This is a genomic window from Kitasatospora sp. NPDC088160 (genome assembly GCF_044741445.1).
In the GTDB taxonomy this organism is placed as follows: Bacteria; Actinomycetota; Actinomycetes; order Streptomycetales; family Streptomycetaceae; genus Kitasatospora.
Genome location: NZ_JBIUSS010000005.1, coordinates 316,243 through 334,625 on the forward strand (window position 1 = coordinate 316,243; position 18,383 = coordinate 334,625).

Consider the following 18,383-nt stretch of genomic DNA (forward strand, 5'->3'; position numbering starts at 1 on the left):
GTCGAACCGGGCGTCCCGCACAACGGCCGTCCGGGTACCGACCCCGCCCCCGTCGTCGTCCCGCCCTGCGGGCGACCCCGTCGCCCGGAGAGGAACTGCCGGCCATGGCCTGCGACCTCTGGCTCGTCCCGCTCGTGGACGTGCTGAGCCACAGCCCCGACAATCCCTTCAGGGACGATCTCGCCCTCTACAACGCGGTGTTGGCCTCCCGCGGGCTGCCAGAGGTGCCGGTCTACCAGTACGTCCCGGGGCTGAGCGGGGCGGTCGAGCCGATAGCCGCCTTCGACTACGACTCGCTGCACTTCCTGCGCCGTGCCTACCTGCTGGGCCTCACCGGGCTGGACATCACGCCGGTGGACTCGCTCGGCGGCGACTACGAGCAGCTGCTGGAGATGTTCGAGAGCAGTGCCGAACAGTCGCACCTGGTCTGGCACTTCGACCACGCGGGCGCCTACGTGCCGATAGAGTTCCCGGCGCCGCTGGTGGACGACGCGCTGCTCGCCTCCGGCGGTCCGCTCGGCTCCAGCCACGGGCTGCTGCGCGAACTGCAGGCCGTCGCCCCGGCGCTGGGCCTCGACCCGCTCAACCCGCCGGACCCGACCCGGCCGCTCGGCCCGACCGGCCTGGAGCAGCCGTTCGGGCCGCCGCTGGACGACCTGCACCCCTTCGCCCGCGAGCGGCACGCCTGGGCGGGCCTGTACGCGGCGGCGACCCGCAGCCTCGCCCAGGGCTCGATGGTGGTCTTCGCCTGAGGCGTCCGGCAGCCTTTTGCCCGAGGCGTCGCCCGCCGCATCCGCCCGGGCGCCGCGTCTGCCCGGGCGCCGTACCCTCCCGCCGCGTCCGCCCGCCGCACCGGCCCGCCCGCCACGGCAGGCGGCCCGCCTTCCCGCCCGCTACCGCAGCGGCCCCTCCGGCGGCCGCTGGCGCGGCATGGTGGGCCGGGTGCCCGGCGGCGGCAGCACCCGCACCTGGGCGCCCACCCCGCTCTCGCTGCGCCCGCCCCAGGTGCCCGGGGCCTGGGTGGGCAGCTGGGTCATGGACGCGCGGAACTCCAGCATCCACTCCGAGGTCTCGGTGCGGACCATGTCCGAGACGTCCTCGCAGAACCGGCGCAGCACGCCGAGGCAGCGCTCGGCGGCTTCGCCCGCGGTGCCCTCGGTCGGGCCGAGCACCTCGCGCACGCACTCCGACGCCCAGTCGAACTGGAAGGCCTCCAGCCGGCGTTGCAGCGCCTGCGCGGTGCTGACGTCACGCATCCAGCCGGAGGTGAGGCCGAACACCCGGTCGGTGCCGTGGCAGGCGGCGGCGAGCGCCAGGCCGACGTAGCCCCAGCTGGTGCCGTGTGAGACTGCGCCGGTCAGGTCGACCAGCGGCGCGGTCACCCCGCCCACCGCGAAGCCGGCCGTGCCGAACCGCAGCAGGCGCGCCCAGCGGCGCTTCCAGATCCGGTCCTTGCGGTACCACTCGATCGCCTCGACCGCCCGCTCCTCGGACCAGCGGTACAGCTCCTCCAGGCGCTCGGCCGGCTCGCCCCAGTCCCCGAGCGGGAACTGTCGAGTGCTCAGATCGGTCCGTCGGCGGGTGGACGCCTGGCGGGCGATGGTCGCGGCGGGCGGGTCCTCCTCGCCGATCTCCTTGCCCCAGGCACTCTCCTCGGGCTGCATTTCCGGCTGGCTCACCTGTGGGGCTCCCTGTGGCGGGCGGACTGCTGGGTCTGGCGGTCCATCGGCTGACGCGACGTCTGCCGTTGGTTGTCCAACAGCACTTCTTACCGCCAAATGGCTGACCATGGGGTCGCTTCCCCGGTGATCGTTACCGGATTCGGCCACCGGAACCCGGGGTGGAAGGGATGCGGGGGTCGGCGAGATTTCACCCGTCCGAGGGAGGGGCCGGTGACCCGCCGTCCTGACTCGGGCACCCGGTGCGCACCGAGCCGGTCCGAGTTGGAGGTTTCTCCGACATCCTCGGCGTACGGACCGCCCCGACTGGAGGATCGGACGGGACCGGAGAGCGGCCGGAACTGGCCACCGACTACCCTTGCCAAGCGTGAAGGTCCTCGTCATCGGCGGCGGCGCCCGCGAACACGCCCTGTGCCGCTCTCTGTCCCAAGATCCCGCCGTCTCCGAGCTGCACTGTGCCCCGGGCAACGCCGGGATCGCACAGGTGGCGACGGTCCACCCGGTCGACCAGCTGAACGGCGCGCAGGTCGCCGACCTGGCCGTGCGGCTCGGCGCCGCCCTGGTCGTCGTCGGCCCGGAGGCCCCGCTGGTCGCGGGCGTCTCCGACGCCGTGCGCGCGGCCGGCATCCCGGTGTTCGGCCCGTCCGCCGAAGCCGCCCGACTGGAAGGCTCCAAGGCCTTCGCCAAGGACGTGATGGCCGGGGCCGGCGTGCCCACCGCCCGCTCCTACGTCTGCACCACCCCGGCCGAGGCCGCCGAGGCGCTGGACGCCTTCGGCGCGCCGTACGTGGTCAAGGACGACGGCCTGGCCGCCGGCAAGGGTGTGGTGGTCACCTCCGACCGCGCGGCCGCGCTGGCGCACGCCGCCTCCTGCGAGCGCGTGGTCATCGAGGAGTACCTGGACGGCCCCGAGGTGTCGCTGTTCGCGATCACCGACGGCACCACCGTCGTCCCGCTCCAGCCCGCGCAGGACTTCAAGCGCGCGCTGGACGGCGACGAGGGCCCCAACACCGGTGGCATGGGTGCCTACTCGCCGCTGCCGTGGGCGCCCGCCGGGCTGGTCGAGGAGGTCCAGCGGAGCGTCCTGCAGCCGACCGTCGACGAGCTGCGCCGCCGGGGCACCGAGTTCTCCGGCCTGCTCTACGCGGGCCTCGCGCTCACCTCGCGCGGTACCCGGGTGATCGAGTTCAACGCCCGCTTCGGCGACCCGGAGACCCAGGTCGTGCTGGCCCGGCTGCGCACCCCGCTGGCCGCCGTCCTGCTGGCCGCCGCCACCGGCACCCTGGACCAGCTGGAGCCGCTGCGCTGGGACGAGGGCGCGGCCGTCACCGTGGTCGTCGCCTCCGAGGGCTACCCGGCCGCGCCGCGCACCGGTGACCCGATCGAGGGCCTGGCCGAGGCCGAGGCCGACGGCACCGCGTTCGTCCTGCACGCCGGTACCAGGGCCGACGAGGACGGCCGGGTGCTGAGCGCCGGCGGCCGCGTCCTGTCGGTCACCGCGACCGGCGCCGACCTGGTGGAGGCGCGCGACCGCGCGTACGCCGCCGTGGACCGGATCGCCCTCAAGGGCGGCCAGCACCGCACCGACATCGCCCTGAAGGCAGCCACCGAGTAGGGCCTGCCCCGCCTCCGCCCGCAGGGCGCCGCGCGCCGTGGGATTTCCCCCCATGGACGCAGCGCCCTGCGGCGTTTCCGGGGCGGGAGTGACTCCGGGGGCCGGCGCACCGTTCGGCGGCCGGATTCCAGCCCATCGGGTGACAGCACCCGCATCCGGCTGACGTAGCCGGGCGCCCGGCCTTATGGTGCGCTGGATCGCAGTGCGACGTGGCCGTGCGCCGGGGTCGCCGCCGGGTAGCGGTGTTCCCACGGGGGGATGCTGGACGGCGTCCGGCCGGGCGGGTGCCCGGGTGCTTCGCACCGGACCGGTCGTGACCGTCCGGAATCCGGGCGGTGTCACCGGGACGAGTGGAAATCGGGGCGATCCGGAACACCCACTCGGGCCGGTGCGTCGAACATGGCAGAAGCGCCACACAGCATGCACTACCGGGGATCGGACGCCTCCGCTTCCCGGTCGGAACTGATCGTTTCGAGTCGGCTCAGGGCCCGTCGCCGGGCGCCCGAGGGCTCCGAAGGGGGTGCCGCACCGTATGGCCGCAGTCGACACCGCGCGCGCTCACGCCCAGGCGGTCCTGCGGGTCCGTGGTCTCGCCCTGGCCGCCGCCGCCATGCCCGCCGCCGTCGCGGTGGTCCTGCTCGCGGGCCGGTTCACCGGGCGGATCGGCGCACCCGGCTCCTCCGACGCCGTCGGGTGGGACGCCGCCCGCTGGGTGGTCTGCGCGGTGGCCGCGCTGACGCTCCTGGTGGCCGGGCTGACCGCCCGCGCCTACCACCGGGCCGTCCCGCCCCGGACCCCGGCCGTTCCGCTGAAACGCGCCGAGGCACCCGAGCTGTACCGGCTGATCGACGAACTCGCCGACCGGCTGGACGTGCCCGCGCCCTCCACCGTGGCCCTCACCCCGGACTGCGACAGCTGGCTGGAGGACGTGCCCCCGGTGCGGCGGGCCCGCCCGTTCCGGGCGCACCCCGAGCCGCCGGGCCCGGTCCTGGTGATCGGCTCGCCGTTCCTGTGGTGGATGCGGGCCGGCGAACTGCGCGCCCTGCTCGCCCCCGTGGTGGCCGGCACCGCCGCCTCCGCCGACCCGGAGATCGCCGCCGCCCGCCGCTTCCTGCGCAGCCTGGACGCCAGCCTGGACTCCGGCGAGGGTGCCGCCCCCGGCCTCGGCGGCGGCACCCTGGCGGGCCCGCCCCGGCCGCCCCGCCGCGGTCCGGCCGCGCTCGCCGAGCGGATCACCCGCGGGATCACCCGCCGGCTGCTCGGCGCCTGCCGAGGCCACGCCGCCGAGTTGGAGCGCTCCGTGGCGAGCTGGGCCTCCGAGCAGGCCAGGACGGTCGACTACGGCCTGCGGATCGCCGCCCAGGAGCAGGTCGGCCTGGCCTACGCGGGCTGGGACCGGCTGCTCACCCGGGTCGCGCTGCCCGCCTGGCGGCTCGGCCGCCACCCCGCCCACCTCAACGCCGGTGTCGTCTCCGCCCTCACCGAGCTGTCCCGGCGCGACCGCCTGGCCGACGGCTACGGCACCCGGCTCGGCGACCGTCCCGCCTGCGACCTGCTGGAGGAGCCCGGCACCGTCGACCGGGCGGTCTCCCGGCTCGCCGCCGAGCTGTTCTTCGGCAGCCCGGCCGCCGGAGGCTGGCACGAGCTGGAGTGGACCGACTACCCGGCCGACGTGGTGGACGCCGGCTGGCGGGCCCGCGCCGCCGCCCTCCAGACCGCCCTGGACCGGCTCGCCCCCCAGGCCCGCCCCGGCTCCCCGACGCTCACCCGGCTGCTGGTCCGGCTCGCCGAGGGCGAGGGGGAGCAGCTGGCCGCCGCGCTGGCCGCCCAGCTGGCCCGCACCACCGCCCCGGCCCCGCTGCTCGAAACCGCCCGCAGCGGCCGTGACCTGCTGGTCGACCACGTCACCGCGATGGTCTGCTGCGCCGCCGTCGACACCGCGGGCGGCGCGCCCGGCCTGGACTGGCTGGACGGTCCGGTGCTGCTGCTGGGCGGGATCCGCCGCACCGACCTGGCCGGGCCGGTCGCCCAGGCCGTCGAACAGGGCCAGGACGGCCCGCTGCGGGCCTGGCTGGACGCCGCCGACGTCCGTCTGGAGAAACCCGTCCGGTTGTGAGCCGGACAGGCGGCGCTCGGCGCTCCGGCGCGCGCCCCCAAACCGACCGGCGGGCGGCCGTCTCCGCAGGCCGGAGGCCCGGCCGGGGGAGGGCGTGAGATTCCCGGCACCAATTGCGACCGCAGGGTGACGGAGCGCCAGCACTCTGTGGTGTATTAGACCGCACGCACATCCGGGGGGCACGTGCCAACCGGGCGGAAGTGCACCTGGGAGGGGCGCGTGGGCACGGAACTCAACCGCCGCTGGGAGTCCGGAACGCACGCTTACAGCGTCTCCGACCCCTTCGGCCAGGGCCCACTGCCCTGGCTGCGCAGCCCGGACCAGTACCTGGCCGGCGCCGAGGGCGCTGTCCCCTGGTACGTCTCGGTGGACGCGCCCGGCCAGCGGCCGCTGGCGGCCGGCGCCCGGCCCAAGCCGCCGGTCGGTACCCCGCAGAGCGCCAACGACGTGGACCAGCAGATCAAGGGCTTCGCCTCGGCCGGGGTGATCCGCCCCGGCGGTTCGGTGGACTTCCGGGTCACCGTCAACCCGCCCCGCGAGTTCACCGTGGACGTCTGGCGGATCGGCCACTACGGCGGCGACGGCGCCCGCCACATGACGTCCAGCCCGCTGATCGCCGGGCTGGCCCAGCCCGCCCCGCTGGTGGTCGAGCGGACGGTCTCCTGCCACCACTGGTGGCACTCCTGGCGGTTGCAGATCCCGGTGCACTGGAAGCCCGGCGCGTACGTCGCCGTGCTGACCACCGCGGACATGCTGCACCGCAGCCACATCCCGTTCACCGTCCGGGACTTCGAGGACCGGGAGCACGCCGCCGAACTGCTCCTGGTGGTCCCGGACGTGACCTGGCAGGCCTACAACCTGTTCCCCGAGGACGGCCGCAGCGGCGCCAGCCTCTACCACGCCTGGGACGGCCGGGGCGGCCTGGTCGGCGAACCGGAGGCGGCCGTCACGGTCTCCTTCGACCGCCCGCACGCCACCGCCGGGCTGCCGCTGCACGTCGGCCACGCGTACGACTTCATCCGCTGGGCCGAGCGCTACGGCTACGACCTCTCCTACGCCACCGCCACCGACCTGCACGCGGGCCTGGTCGACCCGGGGCGGCACCGGGCGCTGATCTTCCCGGGCCACGACGAGTACTGGTCCGAGCCGATGCGCCGGGCCGTCGAGCAGGCCAGGGACGACGGCACCTCGCTGGTGTTCCTGTCCGCCAACACCATGTACTGGCGGGTCGAGCTGACCGCCGCCGCCTCCGGCGAACCCAACCGGCTGCTCAACTGCCGCAAACGGCAGAAGGTCCAGCCGGGCAGCCCGGCCGCCGGGGTGCCCGGTTCGGCCAGCGCGCTGTGGCGGGACGCCGGCGAGCCCGAGCAGCAGGTGCTCGGCCTGCAGTACTCGGGCCGGGTCGCCGCGCCCGTCCCGCTGATCGCCCGGCACACCGCGCACTGGCTCTGGGACGGCACCGGCCTGCAGGAGGGCGACGAACTGCCCGGCCTGGTCGCCGGCGAAGCCGACCGCTACTACCCCAAGGTGGCGCTGCCCGAGCACACCGAGCGGGTGCTGCTCGCACACTCGCCGTACCAGGACCTCGCCGGCCGGACCCGCTACCAGGAGACCTCGCTGTACCGGGCGCCCAGCGGCGCGTACGTGTTCGCGGCCGGCACCTTCGCCTGGTCGCCCGCACTGGGCCGCCCCGGCCTCACCGACGAGCGGATCCAGCGGGCCACCGCCAACCTGCTCGACCGCCTCGGCAAGAACGAGGCCTCCTTCGGCCGGGCCTCCCTCACCCGGAACGGGGCCGCCCTCGGCCAGAAACGGGGCCTCGGGGGTTCGTGAAAGACTGCGGGGGCAGTGACCTCCCCTTTCGCGCGCCCCACGCCCGCGAACGACCCCTGAGGACTGAGACACCTTGAGCGGATTTGTCACCAAGCCCGAGCCGGTCCAGGTGCCCGGCCTGGTCCACCTGCACACCGGCAAGGTGCGCGACCTCTACCGGACCGAGTCGGGCGAGCTGGTCATGGTCGCCAGCGACCGGATGTCCGCCCACGACTGGGTGCTGCCGAACGAGATCCCCGACAAGGGTCGCGTCCTCACCCAGCTGTCCCTGTGGTGGTTCGAGCGGATCGCCGACATCGTCCCCAACCACGTGATCTCCACCGAGGTCCCGTCCGGCGCCCCCGCCGACTGGAAGGGCCGCACGCTGATCTGCCGCAGCCTGGACATGGTCCCGGTCGAGGCGGTCGCCCGCGGCTACCTGGCCGGCTCCGGCCTGGCCGAGTACCAGGAGAACCGCACGGTCTGCGGCATCGCCCTGCCGGAGGGCCTGGAGAACAGCTCCGAGCTGCCCGCCCCGATCTACACCCCGGCGCTCAAGGCCGAGGTCGGCGAGCACGACGAGAACGTCTCCTACGAGGAGACCGCCCGCCGGATCGGCGCCGACCTGGCCGCCCAGCTGCGCCGCACCACCCTGGACGTCTACGGCCGGGCCCGGGACATCGCCCGCGACCGCGGCATCATCCTGGCCGACACCAAGTTCGAGTTCGGCCTGCTGGACGGCGAGCTGCTGATCGGCGACGAGGTGCTCACCCCGGACTCCTCCCGGTACTGGCCGGCCGACGAGTGGCGGCCCGGCCGCTCGCAGCCGTCCTTCGACAAGCAGCTGATCCGCGACTGGCTGGTCTCCCCGGCCTCCGGCTGGGACCGCTACAGCGAGCAGCCGCCGCCGGAGCTGCCGGCCGAGCTGGTCGAGCAGACCCGCGCCAAGTACATCGAGGTGTACGAGCGGCTGACCGGCACCGCCTGGGCCTGACGCCCGGCCGCCCGCGAGCCGTGCCCGTGTTCGGACCTAGATCCAGCCGTGCTCGCGGGCGATCCGCACCGCCGCGTGCCGGTTCTCGGCGCCCAGCTTCCCGGCCGCCGAGGACAGGTAGTTGCGGACGGTGCCGGGGGACAGCGCCGCCCGTTCGGCGATCTCGGTGATCGAGGTGCCGTCGGCGGCCAGCTCCAGGACGTCCGTCTCGCGCGGGGTGAGCGGGGTCTCGCCCGCGCTGATCGCGTCCGCGGCCAGCTCCGGGTCCACGTACCGGCCGCCGGCCCGGACGGTCCGGATGATGCCGGCCAGGTCGGCCGCCGAGACGGTCTTCGGCAGGAAGCCGCGCACCCCGACCTCCAGCGCCCGCTTGAGGTAGCCGGGGCGGCCGTGGCCGGTGACGATCATGCAGCGGCAGTCCGGCAGCAGCCGGCGCAGTTCGGTGGCCACCTCGATGCCGTCCTTGCCGGGCATCTGGAGGTCCAGCACCGCGACGTCCGGGCGGTGGGCCTGCGCCATCGCCAGCGCCTCCGGGCCGGAGCCGGCCTCGGCGACCACGGTGATGTCCTCCTCCAGGGAGAGCAGCGCGGCCAGCGCGCCCCGGATCAGGTGCTCGTCGTCGGCGAGCAGGACGCGCACGGGTGCGGGGTCGGTCATCGGGCGGTCCTCCGTCGGTGGGTGCGGGTCAGAGCGGGACGGCGGCGAGCATCCGGAAGGTGCCCTGGGCGGCCTCGGGGATGGTCAGCTCGCCGTCGTGGGCGGCCAGCCGTTCGCGCAGGCCGCGCAGTCCGGTGCCGCCGCCCAGCGAGGGGAGCGGGACGGCGGGCACCCCGTCATTCTCCAGCTCCAGGACGGCGCGGCCGTCCTGGAGGTTCAGCCGGATCAGGCAGTGGGCGGCCTCGCTGTGCCGCAGCACGTTGGTGGTGGCCTCGCGGATCACCCAGCCGAGCACCGACTGGATCGGCGGCGGCAGTTGGTCGGCGTTCTCGCCGAGGTCGATCTCGCAGGCGACGTCGGCGCTGCGCAGCACCGCGCGGGCGCCGATCGCCTCGGCGTGCAGGTCGGCGGTGCGGTAGCCGCGGATGACGTCCCGGACCTCGCGTTGCGACTCCTGGGCGATCCGCTGCACCTCGGCCATCTGGTCGGCGGCCTCCGGGCGCCCGCGGCGGGCGAACTGGACGGCGAGTTCGCTCTTGAGCGCGATGGTGGTGAGGTTGCGGCCCATCACGTCGTGCAGGTCGCGGGAGAACCGCAGCCGCTCCTCGGCGACGGCCAGCCGGGACTGGGCCTCGCGGGCGGTCTCCAGCTCCCAGATGATCGCGGTCACCCAGGCGAAGCTGCGGCAGGTGCCGACGAGGAAGGTCAGGCTGATCGCCGCCCCGACCGCCAGTCCGGCCGTGGTGGCGGGGCTCATCCCGGCCAGCAGCATCGCCGGGGCGATCAGCAGGATCAGGCCGAGTCCGGCGGCGAAGACCTGGCGCAGGGGCAGGCCCACGCTGATCGGGCCGATGGCGGCGCACAGCATGGCGATGGCGATCGCCGCGGTGAACGGCGTCCCTCCGGGCCGCCCGGGTTCGGCGGAGGACGGGCCCAGCAGCAGGACGGCCCAGGAACCGGCGACCGAGAGTGCGCTGTTGACGATCAGCCAGCGCAGGTGCTCGGTGGGGCGGTGCAGGTAGTGGTCGAGCGAGGTGCGGAACGCCCGGAGGCAGAGCAGGGTGGAGGCGAGCGAGACGACCACGGTGACCCGGACGGCGTCGACCGACCGGTCGATGTTCGTGACGGAGGAGGCGCTGAGCACCAGGTTCACCGGAACGATGCACCAGGCCACCATGTAGAGCGACCAGCGGAAGTACAGCTCGGCGCGTTGGGGCTTGCCGAAGCCCTTCCATCTGCGGACCGGCCCCTGGACGGCCATCGAATCGCTCCCCGTTTCGATCAAGATCGTGTCGCTACCTTCATATCAGAGGCGGAACGGGGGTCTGACCTTCGCACTTCCGGAGAGGGTGCCCGCCGGGGGCGTCAGCGGCGCGACTCCCAGCGGAAGTAGCGCACCGCGCCCCAGACCGCCAGGCCGAGCCAGACGGCGCCGGTCACCAGGTGCGGGGCGGCGGTGGACCAGGTGCCGGCGAAGCCGGTGGCGGCGGCCGAGCCGTCGCTGCCGGTCCAGCCGATCCGGATCAGCTGGAAGGCCGGGGTGGTGGGCAGCAGGCGGCAGAAGTCGGCCAGCCCGGGGGGCATGATCTCCAGCGGGATGAGCAGGCCGGAGCCGAACTGGGAGACCAGCAGCACCGGGAGGGTGGTGATGCCGGCGGTCTCGACGGTCTTGGTGAAGGCGCTGGAGACGGCGGCCAGTGCGATGAAGACGGCGATGCTCAGGACCAGCCCGACGGCCAGCAGCAGCGGGTTCACCGGCGTGCTGAGCTTGAGAAGGACGGCGGCGCCGACGCCGACCACGGCGCACATCATCAGGGCGAGGCTCACCGAGGGCACCGCCGTGCCGGCCAGGATCTCGATGTCCCGGGCCTCGCCGGTGCGCAGCCGCTTGAGCACCAGCTCGTTGCGGCGGGCGACGTACGCGGCGGTCAGGTTGTAGTAGACGACGAAGGCGAGGACGCCGCCGATGGTGCCGGTGATCAGCAGCGTGTCGACGTCCAGTCCGGGGTGGGACTCGGCCTGCTGCTTGAGCATGTTGTGCCGGCCGGCGATCAGCAGCAGCGGCAGCAGCAGCGCGGTGAACAGGGCGGCCCGGTTGCGCAGCAGCAGGGTGGCCTCGGCGCGGCCGAGGGAGAGCAGCCGGCGGGCGGTGGTGCTCTGCGGGCCGGCGGCGGTCTTGGCGGCGGTGGCGGTGGTCATCGGGCGGATCCGATCAGGCGGCGGCGGGCGGTGGGGGCGGCGGGCGACTGGGGCGGGGCCTGGTGGGCGGCCTCGGAGGCGATGGCGAGGAAGGCCTCCTCCAGTGAGGCGCTGCGGGCGTCCAGGGAGCCGAGCGCGATCCCGTGCTGCTGGGCCCAGCCGAGCAGTTCGAAGAGGGTGCGCTGGAGGCCGCCGGTCTGCACGGTGACCTTGCGGCCGTCGACGGTGATCTCGGCCCCGGCGAGGACCGGCAGCGCCGTCCCGGTGAACTCGGGGAGTTCGAAGCTGATCCGGGAGGGCCGGCCGGCGATCACCTCGGCGACGGTTCCGGTGGTGACGACCCGGCCGCCGTGCATGATGGCCAGCCGGTCGGCGAGCTCCTCGGCCTCCTCCAGGTAGTGCGTGGTGAGCAGCACGGTGGTGCCCTGGGCGCGCAGTTCGCGGACCAGCCGCCAGACGGCGGCGCGCGCCTCGGGGTCGAGGCCGGTGCTGGGCTCGTCCAGGAAGAGCACCTCGGGGCGGCCGAGCAGGGCCATCGCGAGGTCGAGCCGGCGCCGCTCGCCGCCGGACAGCTGCTTGACCCGGACGTCGCGGCGGTGGCCGAGGCCGACCAGCTCCAGGGCCTCGTCGACCGGGCGGGCGCCGCTGGTCATGCCGGCCCAGCTGCGGCCGGTCTCGGCGATGGTGAGGTCGCCGGGGAAGCCGCCCTCCTGGAGCATGATGCCGATCCGCGGGCGGACGGCGGCGCGCTCCCGGTGGGGGTCGTGGCCGAGCACCCGGACGGTGCCGCCGGTGGGGGCGGCCAGGCCCTCGATGAGCTCCATGGCGGAGGTCTTGCCCGCCCCGTTGGTGCCGAGCAGGGCGAACAGCTCACCGCGGCCGACGGTCAGGTCGACGCCGCGGACGGCGTGGTAGCCGGTGGTGCCGGTGCCGTAGTGGCGGTGCAGGTCGGTGACCTCGATCACGCTGTCGCCGGGGCGGAGGGGCTGGCTCGTTTCCATGGCTCAAGCCTTCCGCCTCCCCGGCCGGGCGGGCAGTGCGCGCCGTCATGAGCCGGCGGTGGAGATCCACGGGTCGGCGATGACAAATGTCATGGGCCGGGATCGGCGTGGAACGGGAATGCCGAAAGGCCCCCTCGATCGAGGGAGCCTTTCGTTCTGGAGCGGACGACGAGATTCGAACTCGCGACCCTCACCTTGGCAAGGTGATGCTCTACCAACTGAGCCACGTCCGCAGGTCTTACTATGGAGTTGTGCTGTGCTCGCGCACTGCGAGCGGACGACGAGATTCGAACTCGCGACCCTCACCTTGGCAAGGTGATGCTCTACCAACTGAGCCACGTCCGCACGGTGCCTGGTGGGGCACCCGCCGCCTCTCCGGATCTCTCCGTTGCGGCGACGAGGATTACTCTACAGCATCGTTCGGGGTGGTCGCCCCACCCTTTCGGTCCAGGCGGGCGGGGCGACCGGGGTGCCCGGGGCGGTCAGTTCGCCTCGGCGAACTGCTCGTACACGTGCTTGGGGATGCGTCCGCGGGCCGGCAGCTCCATGCCGCGCGACAGGGCCCAGGCGCGCACCGCGGCCGGGTCCGGGGTGAGCGCGGTGCGGCGGAAGGACTTTCCGGTGCGGCTCTGGCGGCGGCCGGCCGCGACGAACGGAGCGAGGGCCTCCCGCAGCTTTTCCGCGTTGTCCACGGACAGGTCGATCTCGTACGACTTCCCGTCGACGCCGAAGTGGACGGTTTCCGCCGCGGCGCCGCCGTCCAGGTCGTCGGAGAGCGTGACAACTACACGCTGAGCCATGGGTGTCAATCCTCTCGGGCAATTCGGCCGCCGGTCCGCGGGGTGCGTCCGGGGGCCTGATGTGCACCCACTCGCGCAAGCGCATACGGGCAGGCCTGGTGGCCCGCCGGATACGCAGCACTTGCCGCGACAGGTGGCCCTATTCTGCACCCGAAGGGGGTCGAAATCGAAGAGTCCGGCATTCTTTTCCGGATATTCACGTGTCTTCGCCGGAGTGCCGGATACCGGAGTGCGGGACGGGTCGATCTGTCCCGGAGTGCCGTATTCGGGTGTTCTTCGGGTGTTCTCGTTCCGGGGGTCGAATCCGTGGAAACCGCGCGGCCCCGCCGGGGGTTCACGGGCTTGGATCCCTTGCCGCGTAAGGGTCTCGAGTCTACGCGCGTCGCCTGCCCCGGCCAGCAATCCCGCCCGAAACCCCCGGTAGTCTGGAGTTCCCCCGCCTCACCGAAGACACCACCGGGAGTGCCAGTGGCACGCGTCGTAGTCGACGTCATGCTCAAGCCGGAGATCCTCGACCCCCAGGGCCAGGCGGTGCAGCGTGCACTGCCCCGTCTCGGATTCACCGGGATCGCCGACGTCCGCCAGGGCAAGCGTTTCGAGCTGGAAGTGGAGGGCCCGGTCGACGACGCCGCGCTCGCCCGTATCCGCGAAGCCGCCGAGACCTTTCTCGCCAACACCGTGATCGAGGACTTCACCGTCCGCGTCGAGGAGGCGGCGAAGTGACCACCCGCGTCGGCGTCGTCACTTTCCCCGGCTCCCTCGACGACCGTGACGCCCAGCGCGCGGTCCGCCTGGCCGGCGCCGAGCCGGTCGCGCTCTGGCACCGTGACAAGGATCTCCACCAGGTCGACGCCGTCGTCCTGCCGGGCGGATTCAGTTACGGCGACTATCTGCGCTGCGGCGCGATCTCCCGCTTCTCGCCCGTGATGGACACCGTCATCGAGCAGGCGAAGCTGGGAATGCCGGTCCTCGGTATCTGCAACGGCTTCCAGGTGCTCTGCGAATCGCACCTGCTGCCCGGCGCGCTCACCCGCAACGACTCGCTGCACTTCGTCTGCCGCGACCAGAAGCTGCGCATCGAGAACACCGGTACCGCCTGGACCCGGGATTACTCGGCGGGCCAGGAAATCGTCGTTCCGCTGAAGAACGGCGAGGGCCGGTTCGTCGCCGAGGAGCGCGTCCTGGACCAACTGGAGGCGGAGGGCCGGGTGGTGGCACGTTACGTGGCCCGCGGCGATGCCGCTGACGGATGCGGTAACCCGAACGGTTCGTACCGCGACATCGCCGGCATCACCAACGCCGCCGGCAATGTCGTCGGCCTGATGCCGCACCCGGAGCACGCCGTGGAGCCGCTCACCGGTCCGACCGTCGAGGGCCTGGGCTTCTTCACTTCCGTCCTGAAGCAGCTGGTGAACGCCTGATGAGCCTCGACACCGTCAAGAACGCCGAGCAGACCCCGGACGTCGCCCAGCCCTGGGCCGAACTCGGGCTCAAGGAGGACGAGTACGCGCGCATCCGCGAGATTCTCGGCCGCCGCCCGACCGGCGCCGAACTCGCGATGTACTCGGTCATGTGGTCGGAGCACTGTTCGTACAAGAGCAGCAAGGTCCACCTGAAGCAGTTCGGCGACAAGAAGCCCGACTCGGACGCGATGCTCGTCGGCATCGGCGAGAACGCCGGTGTGGTCGACGTCGGCCAGGGCTACGCCGTGACCTTCAAGGTCGAGTCGCACAACCACCCGTCGTACATCGAGCCCTACCAGGGCGCGGCCACCGGCATCGGCGGCATCGTGCGCGACATCCTGGCGATGGGCGCCCGCCCGGTCGCCGTGATGGACCCGCTGCGGTTCGGCGCGGCCGACCACCCGGACACCCGGCGCGTGCTGCCCGGGATCGTCGCGGGCATCGGCGGCTACGGCAACTGCCTGGGCCTGCCGAACATCGGCGGCGAGGTCGTCTTCGACTCCTGCTACCAGGGCAACCCGCTGGTCAACGCGCTGTGCGTGGGCGTCATGAAGCACGAGGACATCCACCTCGCGCAGGCCTCCGGCGCCGGCAACAAGGTCATCCTGTACGGAGCCCGCACCGGCGGCGACGGCATCGGCGGCGTCTCCGTGCTCGCCTCCGAGACCTTCGACGACACCAAGCCGACCAAGCGTCCGGCCGTCCAGGTCGGCGACCCGTTCCAGGAGAAGCTCCTGATCGAGTGCACCCTGGAGATCTTCCGGGAGAAGCTCGTCAAGGGCATCCAGGACCTGGGCGGCGCGGGCCTGTCCTGCGCGACCTCGGAGCTGGCGAGCGCCGGCTCCGGCGGCATGCGGGTCGAGCTGGACACCGTGCCGCTGCGCGACAACACGCTCTCGCCCGAGGAGATCCTCATGAGCGAGTCGCAGGAGCGCATGTGCGCCATCGTCGAGCCCGGCAAGGTCGACCGCTTCCTGGAGATCTGCGAGAAGTGGGACGTCATCGCCACCGTCATCGGTGAGGTGACCGACGGCGAGCGCCTGGAGATCTTCTGGCACGGCGAACTCGTCGTCGACGTGCCGCCGCGCACCGTCGCCCACGAGGGCCCGACCTACCAGCGCCCGTACGCCCGCCCGAGCTGGCAGGACGCGCTGCAGGCCGACGCCCCCACCGGCGAGCGGCTGGCCCGCCCGACCACCGGCGAGGGCCTCAAGGCCGACCTGCTGAAGGTCGCCGGCTCCCCGAACCAGGCCTCCAAGTCCTGGATCACCGACCAGTACGACCGCTACGTGCTCGGCAACACCGTGCTCTCGGTCGGCGAGGACTCGGGCATGATCCGGATCGACGAGGAGACCAACCTCGGCGTCTCGGTCGCCACCGACGGCAACGGCCGCTACACCAAGCTGGACCCGTACACCGGCGCCCAGCTGGCCCTCGCCGAGGCCTACCGCAACGTCGCGGCCGGCGGCGCCAAGCCGCTCGCGATCTCCGACTGCCTCAACTTCGGCTCCCCCGAGGACCCGGACGTGATGTGGCAGTTCGCCGAGGCCACCCGCGGCCTGGCCGACGCCTGCCTGGTGCTCGGCACCCCGGTCACCGGCGGCAACGTCTCGCTGTACAACCAGACCGGCGAGGTCGCCATCCACCCGACCCCGGTGGTCGCGGTGCTCGGCGTCATCGACGACGTCACCCGGCGCACCCCGGTCGCCTTCGCCGAGGAGGGGCAGCTGCTCTACCTGCTCGGCGACACCGCGGACGAGCTCGGCGGCTCGGCCTGGTCGCAGGTGGTCCACGACCACCTCGGCGGTCTGCCGCCCAAGGTCGACCTGGAGCGCGAGCGGCTGCTCGGCGACATCCTGATCGCCGCCTCGCGCGACGGCATGATCGACGCCGCGCACGACCTCTCCGACGGCGGCCTCGGCCAGGCGCTCGTGGAGAGCTGCCTCAAGGGCGGCCACGGCGCGCGGATCATCGTGCCCGAGGGCGCGGACCCGTTCGTGTTCCTGTTCTCCGAGTCGGCCGGCCGCGCTGTCGTGGCGGTGCCGCGCAGCGAGGAGCTCCGGTTCAACGACATGTGCACCGCGCGCGGCCTGCCGGCCACCCGCATCGGTGTCGTGGACGGCGAATCCCTGGACGTCCAGGGCCAGTTCACCGTCTCGCTGGCCGAGCTGAAGGACGCCCACACCGGCGTCATCGAGGCTCTGCTCGCCTGACCCGCGCGGTTCGAGGGGCGGACGGTCCGACGGGGCCGTCCGCCCCTCGGCGTGTGCGGGGCTGTCCGCCCCTCGGCGTATGTTGGGGGCCATGCCCCCCAAGCCCCGTACCTACCAGCCGCAGAAGGTGCGCACCGCGCTCGCGGCGCAGACCGGCGCGCTGCGCGACGCCGTCCGGCAGCTGTGTGAACGCCCGGACGCCGAGCAGTGGTTGGCCCGGCCGACCAGGCTGGGGGAGTGGACGGTCCGCGAGCTGATCGCGCACCTCGCCGTCCAGCTCGACTTCGTCCCCGAGCACCTCGACGATCCGCTGGAGGGGCGGGCACCGTTGGACCTGCCGGGGTGGGTGGCCGCGGTCGGCACGGTCGCGCCGCTGCTCGACGAGCAGGCCCGGGCGAGGGCCGCGGGCGACTTCGGCGGGGACGCGGCCTCGGTGGCGCAGGCCTTCAGCCGGGCGGCGGACGCGCTGACCGGTCTGCTGGACCGGCCCGAAGCCGCCGACCCGGTACGGCGGTTCGAGATCCGGCTGGGCTCGATGACACTCGCCGACATGCTGGTGACCAGGCTGGTGGAGACCGTCGTGCACGCCGACGACCTGGCCGCCGCGCTCGGCCTCGACGGCTTCCCGCACGACCGCCAGGCCGTCGCCGCCGTCACCCGGCTGCTGGCCGACGCCTTCGCCGACCGCGCGCCGGGCGGCGCGGTCGAGCTGCGGATCCCGCCGTACGCCGTCGTGCAGGCCGTCGAGGGCCCCCGGCACACCCGGGGCACCCCGCCGAACGTGGTCGAGACCGACCCGCTGACCTGGATCCGGCTGGCCACCGGCCGGGCCGACTGGGCCGCCGCGGTGGACGCGGCGGCGGTCTCCGCCTCCGGCGAGCGCAGCGACCTGCGGGAGTACCTGCCGGTGCTCGGGTAGCCGCGCTTCGGGGGGCGTCCTACGGCACCGACGGCCCGCTGAGGTAGGTGCCGTTCTCCGAGTACGGCCAGGCGTTGGGCTCGCAGCCCTTGAGTCCGTAGATCTGCTGCATCATCGCGGGCGCCGGCTTGCCCGGGCCGGGGCAGGTCTCGTGCCCGTGGCCTATCCGGTGGCCGACCTCGTGGTTGATGATCAGCGCCCGGTACTCGTCGAGCGGGCCGCTGAACTGCGGTGAACCGGTGTTCCAGCGCTTGGAGTTGACGAGCACCTGGTTGCCGACGTTGCAGTTCACCTCGCCGTGGGTGTCCAGGCCGGAGGCGCCGCAGATCCGGTCCACGGTGGCCGGCGAGGCGATCTTCACGGTGAAGTCGTACCCGCCGCCGGCGACCAGCTGGAAGCCGTTCCTGCGGTCGTTGGTCCAGCCGCGCCTGTCGCCGAGGAAGCCGTGGATCTGGGCGGCGGCGGCGCCGGCGTCGATGCCTATGCCGTCCTCGACCTCCACCCGGTAGCGGCGCACGGTGCCGCGTCCGACCGGCTGGGCGGTGGCGGCGGCGATGCTGAAGGTGCCCGCGCCCTTGGCCGGGCCGGGGTCGGGCGTGGTGGGCGTGGTGGGGGTGGGTGTCGAGGACGGGGCGGGGGGCTCGCTCGGGGTGTCGGTCGGCGTCGGGGTCGGCGTCGGGCCGGCGGGCGAGGGAGCCTGATCGGTCGGCGGGGCGATCCGCGCCTGGGCGGTCGGCCCGCCGTCGGGCGCGTCGGAGGAGCGGGTCAGCACGACCGCCGTACCGCCCAGCACCGCCACCGCCGTGACCAGCGCCGCGAGCATGCCGGGCCCGAGCCGGCGCGGCGGCCGTCGGCGTCGGCGGCCGCGGGCACTGCCGCTCCTGGCGGCGGATCTGGCTGCGGGCATGATCGACA

The 18,383-nt window shown here is 73.5% G+C and carries 16 protein-coding genes and 2 tRNA genes; 9 read left to right on the top strand and 9 right to left on the bottom strand.

The features are described from left to right. Positions 1–104 precede the first annotated feature (104 nt). Positions 105–752, top strand: coding sequence for a hypothetical protein (locus ACIOGZ_RS10200; protein WP_350876643.1), 648 nt, complete (start codon positions 105–107; stop codon positions 750–752). Positions 753–893: 141 nt separating this feature from the next. Here the strand turns inward: ACIOGZ_RS10200 and ACIOGZ_RS10205 are convergent, their stop codons facing one another. Beyond that, positions 894–1,679 carry an SLATT domain-containing protein gene (locus tag ACIOGZ_RS10205; protein WP_363579835.1) on the bottom strand — a complete coding sequence of 262 codons (786 nt, stop codon included), beginning with the start codon at positions 1,677–1,679 and terminating at the stop codon, positions 894–896. Positions 1,680–2,046: 367 nt separating this feature from the next. Between ACIOGZ_RS10205 and purD the strand changes: the two genes are divergently transcribed. The 4 genes from purD to ACIOGZ_RS10225 all read left to right on the top strand — a co-directional run bounded on the left by purD (position 2,047) and on the right by ACIOGZ_RS10225 (position 8,216). Next, complete coding sequence (gene purD, locus ACIOGZ_RS10210; protein ID WP_363579834.1) at positions 2,047–3,294, top strand: phosphoribosylamine--glycine ligase; 1,248 nt, start codon at positions 2,047–2,049, stop codon at positions 3,292–3,294. Between the two features lie 532 nt (positions 3,295–3,826). Next, on the top strand, positions 3,827–5,410 hold the full coding sequence (locus tag ACIOGZ_RS10215) for a hypothetical protein (protein WP_363627888.1): 1,584 nt from the start codon (positions 3,827–3,829) through the stop codon (positions 5,408–5,410). A 219-nt stretch (positions 5,411–5,629) separates the two neighbouring features. Next, positions 5,630–7,243, top strand: coding sequence for a N,N-dimethylformamidase beta subunit family domain-containing protein (locus ACIOGZ_RS10220; protein WP_363627887.1), 1,614 nt, complete (start codon positions 5,630–5,632; stop codon positions 7,241–7,243). Between the two features lie 73 nt (positions 7,244–7,316). Beyond that, the gene (locus ACIOGZ_RS10225) at positions 7,317–8,216 is read left to right on the top strand and encodes a phosphoribosylaminoimidazolesuccinocarboxamide synthase (RefSeq protein WP_363579831.1); all 900 of its coding nucleotides are present in this window, start codon (positions 7,317–7,319) and stop codon (positions 8,214–8,216) included. Positions 8,217–8,252: 36 nt separating this feature from the next. Here the strand turns inward: ACIOGZ_RS10225 and ACIOGZ_RS10230 are convergent, their stop codons facing one another. The 7 genes from ACIOGZ_RS10230 to ACIOGZ_RS10260 all read right to left on the bottom strand — a co-directional run bounded on the left by ACIOGZ_RS10230 (position 8,253) and on the right by ACIOGZ_RS10260 (position 12,873). After that, positions 8,253–8,873, bottom strand: coding sequence for a response regulator transcription factor (locus ACIOGZ_RS10230; RefSeq protein WP_350876631.1), 621 nt, complete (start codon positions 8,871–8,873; stop codon positions 8,253–8,255). A 28-nt stretch (positions 8,874–8,901) separates the two neighbouring features. Continuing rightward, positions 8,902–10,134: a histidine kinase gene (locus tag ACIOGZ_RS10235; protein WP_363627886.1), complete on the bottom strand. Its 1,233-nt coding sequence runs from the start codon at positions 10,132–10,134 to the stop codon at positions 8,902–8,904. Between the two features lie 104 nt (positions 10,135–10,238). Beyond that, complete coding sequence (locus tag ACIOGZ_RS10240) at positions 10,239–11,072, bottom strand: ABC transporter permease (protein WP_363627885.1); 834 nt, start codon at positions 11,070–11,072, stop codon at positions 10,239–10,241. Next, positions 11,069–12,073, bottom strand: coding sequence for an ABC transporter ATP-binding protein (locus tag ACIOGZ_RS10245; protein ID WP_363627884.1), 1,005 nt, complete (start codon positions 12,071–12,073; stop codon positions 11,069–11,071). The genes ACIOGZ_RS10240 and ACIOGZ_RS10245 overlap by 4 nt, the downstream gene beginning before the upstream one ends. A 157-nt stretch (positions 12,074–12,230) precedes the next feature. Further along, a tRNA-Gly gene (locus ACIOGZ_RS10250) sits at positions 12,231–12,306 on the bottom strand. 39 nt (positions 12,307–12,345) lie between these two features. Then, positions 12,346–12,418 (bottom strand) — tRNA-Gly (locus ACIOGZ_RS10255). 137 nt (positions 12,419–12,555) lie between these two features. Continuing rightward, entirely contained in the window at positions 12,556–12,873 is a 318-nt protein-coding gene (locus tag ACIOGZ_RS10260) for an Lsr2 family protein (RefSeq protein WP_063348519.1), read from the bottom strand. Positions 12,874–13,341: 468 nt separating this feature from the next. On the opposite strand from ACIOGZ_RS10260, the gene purS reads away from it, so the two are divergent. From purS to ACIOGZ_RS10280, 4 genes are all read left to right on the top strand, one after another. Beyond that, positions 13,342–13,596 (top strand): phosphoribosylformylglycinamidine synthase subunit PurS, encoded by a 255-nt coding sequence (gene purS / locus ACIOGZ_RS10265; protein ID WP_045692676.1) that lies wholly within the window; start codon positions 13,342–13,344, stop codon positions 13,594–13,596. After that, positions 13,593–14,294, top strand: a complete 702-nt coding sequence (gene purQ / locus ACIOGZ_RS10270; RefSeq protein WP_363579827.1) for a phosphoribosylformylglycinamidine synthase subunit PurQ — start codon at positions 13,593–13,595, stop codon at positions 14,292–14,294. The genes purS and purQ overlap by 4 nt, the downstream gene beginning before the upstream one ends. Then, complete coding sequence (gene purL / locus ACIOGZ_RS10275; RefSeq protein WP_363579826.1) at positions 14,294–16,549, top strand: phosphoribosylformylglycinamidine synthase subunit PurL; 2,256 nt, start codon at positions 14,294–14,296, stop codon at positions 16,547–16,549. The genes purQ and purL overlap by 1 nt, the downstream gene beginning before the upstream one ends. A gap of 91 nt (positions 16,550–16,640) precedes the next feature. Next, positions 16,641–17,468 (top strand): sterol carrier family protein, encoded by an 828-nt coding sequence (locus ACIOGZ_RS10280; RefSeq protein WP_363627883.1) that lies wholly within the window; start codon positions 16,641–16,643, stop codon positions 17,466–17,468. A 19-nt stretch (positions 17,469–17,487) separates the two neighbouring features. On the opposite strand, the gene ACIOGZ_RS10285 is transcribed toward ACIOGZ_RS10280, so the two are convergent. Continuing rightward, entirely contained in the window at positions 17,488–18,375 is an 888-nt protein-coding gene (locus tag ACIOGZ_RS10285; RefSeq protein WP_363627882.1) for a DUF3152 domain-containing protein, read from the bottom strand. Positions 18,376–18,383: the final 8 nt, after the last annotated feature.

Bases quoted from the DNA above. Each gene is read 5' to 3' on its own strand.
- ACIOGZ_RS10200 (WP_350876643.1), top strand. From the start codon at position 105: ATGGCCTGCGACCTCTGGCTCGTCCCGCTCGTGGACGTGCTGAGCCAC.
- ACIOGZ_RS10215 (WP_363627888.1), top strand. From the start codon at position 3,827: ATGGCCGCAGTCGACACCGCGCGCGCTCACGCCCAGGCGGTCCTGCGG.
- ACIOGZ_RS10230 (WP_350876631.1), bottom strand. From the start codon at position 8,873: ATGACCGACCCCGCACCCGTGCGCGTCCTGCTCGCCGACGACGAGCAC.
- ACIOGZ_RS10235 (WP_363627886.1), bottom strand. From the start codon at position 10,134: ATGGCCGTCCAGGGGCCGGTCCGCAGATGGAAGGGCTTCGGCAAGCCC.
- ACIOGZ_RS10240 (WP_363627885.1), bottom strand. From the start codon at position 11,072: ATGACCACCGCCACCGCCGCCAAGACCGCCGCCGGCCCGCAGAGCACC.
- ACIOGZ_RS10245 (WP_363627884.1), bottom strand. From the start codon at position 12,073: ATGGAAACGAGCCAGCCCCTCCGCCCCGGCGACAGCGTGATCGAGGTC.
- ACIOGZ_RS10260 (WP_063348519.1), bottom strand. From the start codon at position 12,873: ATGGCTCAGCGTGTAGTTGTCACGCTCTCCGACGACCTGGACGGCGGC.
- purL (WP_363579826.1), top strand. From the start codon at position 14,294: ATGAGCCTCGACACCGTCAAGAACGCCGAGCAGACCCCGGACGTCGCC.
- ACIOGZ_RS10280 (WP_363627883.1), top strand. From the start codon at position 16,641: ATGCCCCCCAAGCCCCGTACCTACCAGCCGCAGAAGGTGCGCACCGCG.
- ACIOGZ_RS10285 (WP_363627882.1), bottom strand. From the start codon at position 18,375: ATGCCCGCAGCCAGATCCGCCGCCAGGAGCGGCAGTGCCCGCGGCCGC.